Annotated in this window: 9 protein-coding genes; all 9 read right to left on the reverse strand. The window is 49.0% G+C overall.

Features of this window, described 5'->3' with window-relative positions; all coding sequences use genetic code 11:
* Positions 1-4: 4 nt before the first annotated feature.
* Positions 5-2443, reverse strand: a complete 2439-nt coding sequence (locus AC0YN4_RS28700; RefSeq protein WP_475837365.1) for a family 78 glycoside hydrolase catalytic domain — start codon at positions 2441-2443, stop codon at positions 5-7.
* A gap of 122 nt (positions 2444-2565) precedes the next feature.
* The gene (locus AC0YN4_RS28705; RefSeq protein WP_475779085.1) at positions 2566-4164 is read right to left on the reverse strand and encodes an ABC transporter substrate-binding protein; all 1599 of its coding nucleotides are present in this window, start codon (positions 4162-4164) and stop codon (positions 2566-2568) included.
* Between the two features lie 67 nt (positions 4165-4231).
* Positions 4232-5137: a carbohydrate ABC transporter permease gene (locus tag AC0YN4_RS28710; RefSeq protein WP_475837366.1), complete on the reverse strand. Its 906-nt coding sequence runs from the start codon at positions 5135-5137 to the stop codon at positions 4232-4234.
* A 19-nt stretch (positions 5138-5156) separates the two neighbouring features.
* Complete coding sequence (locus AC0YN4_RS28715; protein ID WP_475780064.1) at positions 5157-6035, reverse strand: ABC transporter permease; 879 nt, start codon at positions 6033-6035, stop codon at positions 5157-5159.
* Between the two features lie 151 nt (positions 6036-6186).
* A complete protein-coding gene (locus AC0YN4_RS28720) occupies positions 6187-7761 on the reverse strand; it encodes a response regulator transcription factor (protein WP_475837367.1) in 1575 nt (524 codons plus the stop codon).
* Positions 7762-7765: 4 nt separating this feature from the next.
* On the reverse strand, positions 7766-9532 hold the full coding sequence (locus tag AC0YN4_RS28725) for a sensor histidine kinase (RefSeq protein WP_475837368.1): 1767 nt from the start codon (positions 9530-9532) through the stop codon (positions 7766-7768).
* Positions 9533-9668: 136 nt separating this feature from the next.
* Positions 9669-11270, reverse strand: coding sequence for a recombinase family protein (locus tag AC0YN4_RS28730; protein WP_475779081.1), 1602 nt, complete (start codon positions 11268-11270; stop codon positions 9669-9671).
* A 73-nt stretch (positions 11271-11343) separates the two neighbouring features.
* Positions 11344-11502, reverse strand: a complete 159-nt coding sequence (locus AC0YN4_RS28735) for a hypothetical protein (RefSeq protein ID WP_475837369.1) — start codon at positions 11500-11502, stop codon at positions 11344-11346.
* Positions 11503-11565: 63 nt separating this feature from the next.
* The gene (locus AC0YN4_RS28740) at positions 11566-12444 is read right to left on the reverse strand and encodes a helix-turn-helix domain-containing protein (RefSeq protein WP_475837370.1); all 879 of its coding nucleotides are present in this window, start codon (positions 12442-12444) and stop codon (positions 11566-11568) included.
* Positions 12445-12458 lie beyond the last annotated feature (14 nt).

Genomic DNA, 12458 nt, shown 5'->3' on the forward strand with positions numbered 1-12458 from the left:
GTTGCTAGTATAACGGCCAATTCAGCACGACGTGATCACCGGGACCATACGATGAATCCCCGCAGAGAGCCGTCACTCCTTCCGGTACGGATAAATTTATACGCGCGACCTCCGGCATTTCCGGTTGGCGTTCTATTCGTACTTGCAAAGGACCTCCTAAGGTGGGAATGGACCCTTCTGCCCAATTCAGTTCGCCTAATAAACGGGGCTGAATCCGAAGCGACCGGTTATGGGCTTCCAGAGGCTGTATACCAACGATAGAATGAAGGAACAACATGACCGGCATACTGCCCCATGCATGGCAAGCGGAACTAAAAGAGATCTCTGCGGAGTGTTCATCCCGATAGAATAGATCCCACCATTCCCAGACCGAAGTCGCGCCGGCATCCAACATGCTGCCGTATCTCTCCCTTACAAGCTCCAGCATTCGATCTTCCCGTTTCATCTTCAGCATAGCTCGGTAGACAACCATCATAAAAAAAGGACTCGCTTTAATGGCCTTTCCTTCAGCATCCGGCGCGAATACACTACGGTAAATCGCTTCGCTTCGTTCTTCCCCGGCCTCATGCAGTACAAGTATGGCCAATGCGTTGGCTGATTCGCTGAACTGGCTGCTTGGTTGTCCGTCAACCAGACATTCCATGTAGGCATTCCATTCAGGAACCCACAGTTTATTCCGGATGCTTGCTGCCAGTCGGCCGGCAGTTTCGCTGTAATACGCAAGCGCCTCATGATCTCCGAGAAGTGCCGCGTAGTTTACCATAAGCTGAATGGCTTCTAAATAAAGAAGGTTAAGTGCCGATACGATGCCTCCGCGTTCTACGTCCGGCCATCGGCCAAGAGGGGCTTCGCCGGCGTCGATATAAGCCCAGTACGGTACATTCTCGAGCAGACCCTCTTCATTCTCGAAGCCGGAAAACCAGCGGAGAGCCTGGACGATGTTAGGCCACCACTGGGCCAGCAGGCCATCATCTTCATAAGCGGACACGTACTCACCAAACGAGCTGACCCAATGAAGACAGAAGGATGGAATGGGCGGATAATTATGATGGCCGTCCGGATAACGCTGCGCGGTCATCCCCTGCCAATCCTGCGACTGGCCGATCTGCTCCAGCAGCTTGCGATGCAATCTTCCATCCCCGGAATAATAGGTCTGATAAATGCCCTGCCAACGCCCGTCCCCCATCCACTGCTGCTGTTCGCGGCTTGGAGAATCGACGAAAGCATCCTGCATGCAGATCCGAATCGTATGCTCGGAAATGTCCCATATCTGCTGCAGCCGTTCATCGCTGCATCGGAAAGCAGCCGGACGTTCGACCGGATATCTGCGAGTCCGCAATCCGACGCGGTGCAGGATAATAGAGCGGTCATCCGCATGCCTTATCCTCAATTGCATATACCGGCCTGCCTTCCAGCCAAAGCGAACCTCAACTTGTTGCCGGCCTTCCTGCAGAATAAACCGATCCATGGAACGGTTATTATTGACGTTTAGATAGGCTTTGCCATTCCACAACTCTTCGGCATATACAACATCCACGATGGTACCTGAAGTTCCCGTTACGTCAAGCTGCAAGTAGCCCGGCTCTATCCGCCCGAAGTCATAGGTCAGGATCTCCGCATGATCCGGATCTGATGGCTGCGACCAAATATCAAACGGCTCAGAAGTCACTTCCGACACTTCAATGGCATTCGTTTCTTCTATTATAGTCAGGTGCAGTCTTTCCAAGGGTTCGGCCGACTTACGGACGCTGCCCCGGCTTACCAACCTGAGAGCATCGATTTCGTTCTCTTCCATTAACGGTATGGGTCGCTCGATAAAATTCCAGAAAGGCGATAGTCCGATTCCCCGCTGCTTAGCTTGCTGCCAATCCTCTTCAATGAAATCCGGAAGCTGCCATCCTTGCAATTCTTCTCTGGCATCAAAGATCTCAACCGGCCCTTGACAGCCATTGACTCGGGGAGCTCCGCTATCGTAAGCATCGGATTTGCGGCAGGACCAGGTGGCATCTGTCCCGATGAGCAACGGCTCTTTCCCATTGGCAGCTACCTGCAACTCCGCCACCAAGGCAGGAATACGGTCGATGGACTGGCCGGTACCGTAGCCATAATACAACACCATGACGGCAATGGTGTTAAGCCCGCTCCGGAGCAGTCCCGATACCTCGATTTCGTCCACATACTGCCAGCGGGGATCGCTCCTGCAAGGTCCTCTCCCCGCATACCTGCCGTTCACATAAAGAATGTATCTGGAATCTGCGAATATCTTCAGCTTACCTGATGTCAGGCTATCCTCTGCTAACTCAAAGGTTTTGCGGAAATAACAGAAAGACTGATAAGGATGCTCATAATGCGTTTCTACCTCGGCAGGATGCCAGATTATCCCGGTCCCCTGCCCCCATGACATGCCCACCGGACGTTTTCGAACAAATCGTGAATTAGCCAATGCTCAATCCTTCCTCCCTTGCAGCGTATATGAGAATGCAACTCTTCCCACTCCTCTGTCTTTTCGAAAATTCAAACAGGATGCAAAGCACAATCCGCTCTGCATCCTGTTTGAATATCATCCTAGCCTTGGCTCTGTGCAGCCAAGAAAGCGTCGATTTGACTTTGCAGTTCTGCTTGAATTTTATCGATGCCAGCTGCCTTCAGCTGTTGTTGCAAGTTCGCAAGACCTTTATCCGTATCTTGGATGAGACCGTATTCAAGTGGTGTTCCGTAGCGCAGCATCACATTTCCTACGTTCGTGACTTCGTTCAGCACCTTCGAGTTGTCGAAGACGAAAGTTTCGAGCGGGTAGTGGAATACTTGACCGATCCATTTGTTCTCGACATCTTGTGCAGCTTGCGGGTAAGTCGTGTCAATACGGTTAAGCGGAGAATTCCATGCCCAGTTCGAGAACGTGTTGAAATTGCCGTATTTATCTGTCTTCGTAAATTTGTCATCGCCGTTAGGCTCATAGTTCGTCCCGGCAATTCCATACATGATCAAGTCATGAAGTGTCTTATCGTTCTGAAGCAAATCAAGCACCATAAGCGCGCGTTCCGGATGTTTGGAAGAAGCATGAACGGCAATACCGTTCTGCGTGGAAATCGCGGCCGTTTTTTTGCTAGCAGGAGAAAGATCTGCCAGCGCCACTTTCCAATCCGGATGATCTTTATTAACCTGAGCCATAATGCCGCCAAGTGCAGTAACGTTATGGGACATCGATGCTACTTTGCCTGACTTGAAGTCGTCCGTCGTGCTGCTCTTGTTCGTCAGTGCGTTACGCGACCAACCGCCGTTGTCGGCAAGATCCTTATAGTAAGCCAGCAGATCCTTAAACTCAGGCGTATCGTAAACGTTGAAGACTTGTCCTTTGACATCATCCACTTTGAAAGCAAGCGGCAGATCCTGGAGAATGTTCCAGTTATTCTTCTGTTTCAGGAGGAGCGTATCCAGATTATGGAGTTTGCTGTTGCTGGATTCCACTCCATATGGCGTCATTCCTTTTTCATTCTTAGCAATGGTTTCCAAGTAGGCCTTGTAAGTTTCCGGGCTGTCAATTGGCGCAAGCTTATATTTCTCAAGAAGATCTTCACGGTACAGAATCAGCTTATCCGTAAACTCTTTGCTTTGGTTCTGCGGTACCATATACACCTTGCCGTTAATGCGCGCTTGATCCCATTTGACTTTCGGCATCGCAGCCGATGTCAGAGGCATGTATTTGGACAACAGTTCGTCCGTCAGTTCAAGGAACCCGCCTTTAACGGCTTGCGCATTGTACTGCGCCCAGTTGGAGGTATAGATAAGATCGAAATCTTCACCCGCAGCGAATTTCAACGGATATTTCTGAGACCAGTCCGACCAGTCAAGGAACTCTGCATCGATTGTCGCGTTTACTTTGGACGCAAGCTGCTTGTTAATCTCGCCGAAAACTTGGTCATAATCAGCCGGTTTCGGTCCGAGCATGACCATATTCAGCTTGACGGCCTCACTTGTGTCGATCGTATCGCTGCCGGCATTATTGCTTGCCGTGTTTCCCGCTCCTGCATTATTCCCAGTGTTATTCCCCGTGTTCGTGGATGAATCGTTTGTCGTGCTTCCGCATGCGCTTAAAATCATGGAAGCTGCTAATACGCCGGTCAACGTAAAACTCAGTTTTTTCTTCATGTTCTGTTTCTTCATCTTCGTGCCTTCCCCCTAATTCGTATGAATGATTGAAAGCTTTATAATAAACCAGGATTTCCTGTGTTTATCCCTTGACTGCGCCAATCGTGAGACCCTGCACAAAATATTTCTGAATGAACGGGTACGCGAACAATATCGGACCGCATGCCACGACAGTCATCGCCATCTTCAAGCTTTCGCCCGGGATATCGACTGCGATATCTCCGCCGGCTCCCAGCATGGCCGTTCGCATGCCTTCAAGGTTGCCGAGCATTTGATACAGATAATATTGCAGCGGCATTAACTTATCGTCGGAGATGAACAATAACGCGCTATACCAGTCGTTCCAGTGGCCAAGCGCGAGGAATAGACCTACTGTAGCCAGAGCCGGTTTGGATAGAGGAAGAATGAAAGTTGTGAATATTCGGAAATCTCCGGCCCCGTCGATTTTGGCGGATTCCGTAATCGCATCGGGGATACCTGAAAGGAACGATCGCATGACGATGATATAGAAGACATTCACGAGCGACGGCAGGATCAATGCAGCGAGCGTGTTCTTCATGTCCAGATAATTCACGATTAACAAGTACCAGGGGACGAGCCCTCCGCTGAACAGCGTCGTGAAGAAGAAGTAAAACGCGAAATAGTTGCGCCACTTGAAATCCTTGCGGCAGAGCACATAAGCAGTCATCGCGGTCAAGAACAAACCTAGAACCGTACCGATAATGGTTACAATAAGCGTAACGCCGTAAGCCCTGATGATGTCATCCGGAAATTCGAAGATGATGCGATAGGCTTCCAGGGAGAACACTTTCGGAATCAATGTATACCCATTCATGCGAATGGAGTCTTCGTCAGATAAAGATGATGAAAGCACGAGCACGAATGGCAGAATGCAAATCAGTGCCAGGATCGTCAATGATCCGAATGCGATGATGGCAAGAAGGAGCCGATCCTTCTGACTGCCCCGACTTACGATTGTCTCTTTCATAAGGCAAGTTCCTCTCGATTTAGAATAAAGCACGATCCTTGTCATATTTGCGCACGGCATAATTCACCGCTAAGATCGTGATAAATCCAAGCACCGATTGGTATACGCCTGCTGCCGAAGACATGCCGAAGTCATTCGTATTGATGAGCATACGGAAGACAAATGTGTCGATGACGTCCGTTGCAGAGAATAACATGCCATTATTCCCGACCATGTTGTAGAACATCCCAAAGTCGCCGCGGAATATATTCCCTACTGCGAGCAGCATGAGAATGATGAAAGTCGGAAGCAAGTTCGGTACCGTCACTTTCATAATCCGCTGGAACACGTTAGCTCCATCGATTTCTGCCGCTTCGTACATCTCCGTATCTATGCTTGTAATCGCAGCCAAGTACATGACCGTTCCATAACCAAGCACTTTCCATGTATGGAAGAATAACAAGATATACGACCAATATACCGGCGTATTGTAGATATCGATCCGTTCCAATCCAAGTGAAGTCAGCACGCTGTTTATCGTTCCGAAATCGTAACTGAACAAATTGTAAGCAATGGAACCGACGACGACCCACGAAATGAAATAGGGCAGGAAAAGCGCCGATTGAATGATTTTCCGGAACCATTTACCTCCGACCTCAAACAACAGGATGGCTGCCGTCATCTGCAGTACATTACCGATTGCCATAAAGCCAATGTTGTATAAGGCCGTATTCCTGGTTACTCGCCAAGCATCTCCGGATTCGAAGAAAAATTTGAAGTTATCGAACCCGACCCACGGACTTCCGAACACACCGCCCGTGTAATTCAGCTGTTTAAACGCGATCATGATTCCCGCCATCGGCACGTACGAGAATAACAGAAACAACAGTACTGTCGGTGCTATCATGAACAGCAACATCCTGTATTTCACAAGGTCGCGCCAGAAGGTAGTTCTTCTTTCTGCCACTATGCTCTGCTCCTTTCTTATGTCTGGCTCCATTATAAGAAATTCGCAGGATTCGACATAAGCAAGCCGTGCAACTAAAACTAATACAAATCTACGATCGTGACTAAACTTTTATCATTTTCCGATATTCGCCCGGCGTCATGCCGAAGGCTTGTTTGAACATGCGGTTGAAATAGATGACGTTCTTGTACCCGACCCGCTCTGCGATTTCATACACCTTCAGCTTCGGATCGCCTAACATCATGCGAGCTTGCTTGATTCGGGTATCGTTCAGGTAGTCGCTAAATGCCATTCCGGTCTCCGCTTTAAAGAGAAAGCCAAGATAGTTCGGCGTAAAATGAAAGTGTGCGGCAACCTCCTTGAGCGTGACCTTGCTGACCAGATGCTCCTCCATGTAGCGGATAATATCCGCGATCAGCTTGCGATCTTGCTTCCGACGTTTCGTAACCAACAGCTCGGACAGCTCGAAGAACCGCCTTCTCAACCACGATACGAGATCGTTCATCGTCTCGAATTCGAATAATTCATTCGGTTGGTTGGCATCCCAGTTTAGCAGCTCGTACAAACTCTCATTGAGCAGCTGCAAATCGCTGTGCAGCTTGGACGTTATGCGTACGATGAGGTCATACGCCTCGCTCTTGCGAAGCTGCCCATGGTCCTGCCAGAATAGAGCAAGCAGGCAATCATCGATCTTCACCAGATCGTAGTCTAGAATGGCTTGCAGCATCTCGTCCACAAGCTTGACCACGCTTGCGCCGGCCGGCTTGCCCGGCGACATGGACGATGCATTGCGGATGACGCGATTTCTGCCCATGATCCACTTAATGCTTAATGCCGCCTCGGCTTGTCGATATGAATCATGGAGTTCTTCCTCGCCAAATGCACGGTCTCCGGTGCCGATCGTAATCGTAAACGGGAATTCCGCTTGGAACGCTTGAATCAATCGTTCAAGCGCGAGATCGTTATTCCCCTCATTTGGCGTAAGCAGCACGAACCGGTTATCGAATCCGGTTATGAATTCACCGAGCTCCTCTTCCTGAACGAAGGATCTCAGGAATGCCTCCACGTTCTGCCACAGTTCCCGCCGCTGTTCAATCGTCAGATCCTTTGCATAGCGGTCAAATTCATCCGATTCGATTAATGCGGTAGAAACCCCTTTGGCCAGATAAGGGGCAAGATAATCCGCTATCCGCCGCTCGGCCGTTCCGGGAGACACCGCTCGAAACCAGCGAAGAAGCAATTCCCGTTGTACGTAAGGGAGCGCCTCCATCACGGTGGAACGTTTGCGCCGCTCTTCCCACAGCTTCTCGCATAAACCGGACAAGGTTGCCACCAGATCCCCATCATCCACGGGCTTGATTAAATAGGCATAAGCTGTGAGCTTAATCGCTTCCTTCGCATAGTGGAAATCTTCGTGGCCGCTGATGATTACAATGCTGACATCAGGCTGGAGCTCCTTTGCTTGTCGCGCAAATTCGAGTCCGGACATAATGGGCATCTGGATATCCGTCAAGATGATGTCTACTTTCTCCTGCTTTAATATCGCTAACGCGGCGAATCCGCTCTTTGCCGTTCTTACCGTACTTAAACCTGCAATTCCGCTATTGATGACTCTGACTTGCAGCCATTCCAAATCAATCGCTTCGTCGTCTACAAGCAGTATCGTAATCTCCATCATCGTTCTACTCCTTCTCCCAAGGCGGTTTGCCATCGTCTATCGATTCCTGACCTTCCATCTGCATGGGAAGCAGAATCCGTATCGTGGTACCGCCGCCATACACGCTCGCGATTTGCACGCCATATTCGGGGCCGTACCTGAGTTTAATTCGTTCTTCCACATTCTTATAGCCGTACGAATTCGACTGCGCAGTACTTCGAAGCACTTGATCGATCGTCTCGCGCCGCATGCCGATGCCCGTGTCGATAATTTTCAGTTCCAGGTTGTTGTTGTCCACGAGCTTAGCGGTTAGACGGATGTCGATCGTCTCGCCGTACCAGGCATGTTTAAAGACATTCTCGACAAAAGGCTGGTAGAGCAGTTTGATAATCTCGGCATGACGGACTTCGGGATCCACGTCCACATAGACATGAACCGAATCGGCATACTTGACTTTCTGGATGTCCAAATAAGCCATGATCTGTTCCAATTCTTTATATAGCGGTATGAGCACCTGCCCATTGTTAAGCGTCAATCGATAAAACCGCGACAGCTGCTTTACGGTCTCCGTGACCTGTTTCGTCTTGCCGAGATTGCTCAAGCTGCTAATCGTAGACAAGGTGTTGTATAAGAAATGAGGATTGATCTGCGCTTGCAGCGCCTCAAGCTCCGCCTGCTTCCTCTGGATGCCCTGCATGTATACGTCCTGAATCAAGCTCTGAATGCTTGTAGCCATGGTATTAAAGGAATGCGCGATCAGCACAAACTCGTCGTTGCCGCCCATAACGAGCCTTCGTTCCAGATTGCCATCTTGGAAGGATCGAACATGGGAGACGATTCGCTTCATTCGTTTGCCTGATAATGCAGCCACGACGAGACCGATTGCACCCATGACGACGAAACTTATAGCACAAATTAAACCGATCGTGACCTGAAGTCGTTTAGCATCTTTGTTCAAATAATGATGAGGCACTTGAATTTCGATAATGAATGGCGATTCATCCAGTTCCTCGCGCAAATTCAGAAACCCTTCGTCATTTTCCTCCTCCGTACCGATTGGGTCTCGCGAATACATCACTTTATTGCTGTTCCGATCCAGAATACGGATGCCTATTCCCAGTTCTTCCGGATATTTCGTTAGATTGCTCAAGAGATCATCGAAATTAACCGTAATCCGAATGTAAGCAATGACGGTTTGATAATCGACGAACGAGACCAGCTTTCGCAAATGGGATACGTTTCCGAGCTCATGATCCGTGTCGGCCTGGATCCAGATGTTCGTATCCTTCTCTTCTCTCAGTTGTTGGAACCACGGTCGGCTTTCGAGAAGGGAGTAGGGCATTACGAAGTATTCGCTGCTCTTGAAGGCACCAAGATTATCGTAGGAGTTCCCTGCATCACCGATATCCGGATTAACGGCATATAACGTCAACCGCAGCGGACTCCCATACAGATCCAGCGGAGCTCTCAACTGCGGGAAAATATCGTCGATCATGGTGTAGTAGATTTCCAGCCGGTCGCCGTGCTTCTGCAGCGCCTTCTGAAACGCCAAATTGCCAAATAACTGATCGGATATACGCTGGATTTCGGTCATCCGATAATCCACGTTATTCCTCGTTTGTTCTAGTGCCGCCTGAATTCCGGTTTCGGTCACCTCCGTGCGAGACTTTACAAGCATGCTGTAAGACACGTAACCGATTACAAGGTCTGTGACGAGAACGAGCAGCAAATAGGGGATCATCATTTTGTAAGTGAAGGGCAAATAATGGCGGATTCGAAAAAGACGAGTCATGTAGGGGTCACCTATTTCACATGTAGTAGTAGTAGATCGATTTGTCCAAAAAAAACGAGGACGCCTTATCCAGGCATCCCCGTTATAGTAGCAGTGCTCATTTCGAAGTGCAACTCTTGTCCTGTGCATGCCGGTCCTATTGGATTGGCGTTTTTGGGGACAGGAGTGTGTCTAAGTGACCGATAGCCGTAATATGAATAGCCGTATCCTCAACGCTAATCATCAATTCATCAACCAGTAAGTGGAGCATATGTCTCTTCACTTCAAACGCTAAGTGTTCCCCTTTGCTCCCAATAAACGCATTTATTTGATCTAAGACCAATCGGTTCTCTAGTGTTAATGATGCTTCCTGCTTCAATAATCGCATTTGCTCTTGGCATGACGCATATCGTTGCTGTAATTCAGCCATCTCAGCCTTTAACGATCGGAACTCCGACTCCATCTCCTCTTCATCGATGAGATCCTTTGTAAACATAATTTTGATTTTATCCGCTTGTTTCTGCTTGGTAGAATGCAGCTTCTGCAGGGAATCTGACATCATAACGAACTCGTCCATCACGGACTCTTTGTTTTGATTTAACCGTTTCTTATACTCCGCCGGATCGGCAACCACTTCCATCACTAAACCCCAGACATATTCATCAAGCAGCTCAGCTCGTATGGATGGAGCGGGGCAAAGCTTTACCGATGTGCCAAACCTCCTTGGATTTCTGTTCGGACACCGGTAACATTTGTATTTCTCCTTAGTCCCCGTAGACTTATTGACTCGTCCTGAATATGTGGTTCCCTCCCATTTACGGCCGCAATGTCCACATCTTAACAACGAACGAAGTAAAAACTCGTGCTTCTGGTTGCCTGCATTTCTGGTGTTCTTCACGCGCTGCTCTTGCGCCAACAGAAATAAACGGTCATCCATGATGGCCGGCACCTCGACAAGGATCCAGTCACTTTCGTCGCGATAAGAATAGGTCTTCTTAGGTGCTCCCTTTGTTGTTCGTTCCCCTTTGACTTTCTGCGTACATCTGCGATTGTAATAATACTTCCCGACATAAATTTCACTTCTCAATATTCGGTGTATGGAACTGGCATTCCATGTTTTGCTTTCTGCCCTTTTCGGTTCTGCTCCCATTTCGACTAATCGATTTCCAATCGCCCTCATCGTCAGATTGTCATGGATATACCATTGATAAATGAGCTTCACAAACCTTGCTTCGCTCTCATTTATCACTAAACTGCTTCCGATCCGATCATACCCATAGGGCGGGACTCGCATCGGCATGATCTTTTTATCCTTCTCGACTGCCTTTAGCCGTCCGCGAACAGTTCTCTTCTTAATCAGGGATAACTCATACTGCGCAATAACACTGATCAGGTTAAAAAAGAGCTGCCCTTCCGGAGTGTTCTTATATTCAGTGTCCACGAACGTCAATTGCACATGCTTGGCCTCGAACTCACGGCAAATGAACAACTTGTCGGTTAGATCGCGCGACAGTCTGTCCGGATGCGTAATGATGATTTGTGAAATCAGCCCTGCCCCAATATCTTGTCTAAGCAGGTTCATAGCCGGACGATCGATATCCTCGCCGCTAACCCCCTCTTCCTTATACACTTTAATAGCTGCAGCTGCTACATTGAGCTCATTAGCTTTCTTGATACAAAGCTCCACTTGGCCGTCTAAACTCGTTCCCTCCATCGCTTGCATGCCAGTCGACACCCGCACGTAAACAGCGGTATACATCTGATTGACCTCCTTTCTTGCAGAGGCTCCTTCGCCGGTATCATGCCTACTAGAATAAACCGACTGAAGAACTTCAGCCGGTTTGGATGATGAACTGCTTGAGAATGTAGTCAATGACGCGCCACTTGGCTTCAATCGCAGCTGTATTGACGCTCGATGATTCAGTACTCCTCTTATTTGCTTCAGTGTTGGCCATGGATACATAGGTGAACACATAGGCTGTCTTCTCCATCTAACCACCTCAATACTGATGTATTCGAAAAGCGGCTTGACTTAGTCCGATTCAATAAAAACCCTATATTCCTTTCCTTACGGCTTCCCTATAGGACGTCGGCGACAAGCAAAGACGATTCTTAAATGTTCTGGTAAATGCGTATAAGGACGAATACCCCGTCGTATAAGCGATTTCGGTAATGGAGGCATCCGTCTCTGCGAGGAGCCGCTTGGCTGCATCCATACGTACTTGCGTAATGAAATCGCTCGGCGGCATTCCCGCCTTCTTCGCGAAAGCGACCGAGTAATAGGTGCGGTTCAGCCCCGCCGCCCTTGCCGCTTGTTCGACGGTAATGCCTTCCGAGGCGTGCTGCCGGATATAGGACATGCTTTGCTCAACCCAATCCGCAGGCTCCCTTGCAGCTAATTTCGGTATTGTCCGGCATAGTGCCGCAAAGAGACGATAAAGCAAACTTTGCATGTCAAGCGAGCGCACAAAGGCGTTTTCCTTCTCGGCTTCACGCATCAAACTAAGAAGATCATGAAGCGCCAGCCCCGCTTCCTGAGTCCATTTGCCATGCAGGAAAGGGTACTCGCTTTTGATCCCGGTCAGTGCTATCATTTCTGCAGCTCGCGGACCGTCAATCACGATCCAACTCATCTTCGGCGGCGCTTCGCCTTCGATCGAATAATAAGTATAAGTACGCATAGGGAATAAGCAAAAGACATCGCCCTCCGATAACGTCACGTGGTGTCCGGCATCCCAATCTACACGAAGCAAGCCTTCCTTCACGATGTGCAAGCTATAGCTTTCGATTCGCTTGGGTCCAACGTAGTATCCAGGCTTCGTCTCCGTAATCCCGCCGCGTACCGGCCAGATGGAACATTGCTTGTCCTGTTCATTCAAAGCGTAATAGATAAACGCAGCCGATTCATTGACGCCTGTTACCAGAGTATCCATTCTGCTCCGCCTTC

This window comes from Paenibacillus sp. J22R3, from assembly GCF_056269305.1.

Excerpts from the sequence above, each read along its gene's own strand:
- AC0YN4_RS28710 (WP_475837366.1), bottom strand. The coding sequence starts at position 5,137 with ATGAAAGAGACAATCGTAAGTCGGGGCAGTCAGAAGGATCGGCTCCTT.
- AC0YN4_RS28725 (WP_475837368.1), bottom strand. The coding sequence starts at position 9,532 with ATGACTCGTCTTTTTCGAATCCGCCATTATTTGCCCTTCACTTACAAA.
- AC0YN4_RS28705 (WP_475779085.1), bottom strand. The coding sequence starts at position 4,164 with ATGAAGAAACAGAACATGAAGAAAAAACTGAGTTTTACGTTGACCGGC.
- AC0YN4_RS28735 (WP_475837369.1), bottom strand. The coding sequence starts at position 11,502 with ATGGAGAAGACAGCCTATGTGTTCACCTATGTATCCATGGCCAACACT.
- AC0YN4_RS28740 (WP_475837370.1), bottom strand. The coding sequence starts at position 12,444 with ATGGATACTCTGGTAACAGGCGTCAATGAATCGGCTGCGTTTATCTAT.
- AC0YN4_RS28720 (WP_475837367.1), bottom strand. The coding sequence starts at position 7,761 with ATGATGGAGATTACGATACTGCTTGTAGACGACGAAGCGATTGATTTG.
- AC0YN4_RS28730 (WP_475779081.1), bottom strand. The coding sequence starts at position 11,270 with ATGTATACCGCTGTTTACGTGCGGGTGTCGACTGGCATGCAAGCGATG.
- AC0YN4_RS28715 (WP_475780064.1), bottom strand. The coding sequence starts at position 6,035 with ATGTTGCTGTTCATGATAGCACCGACAGTACTGTTGTTTCTGTTATTC.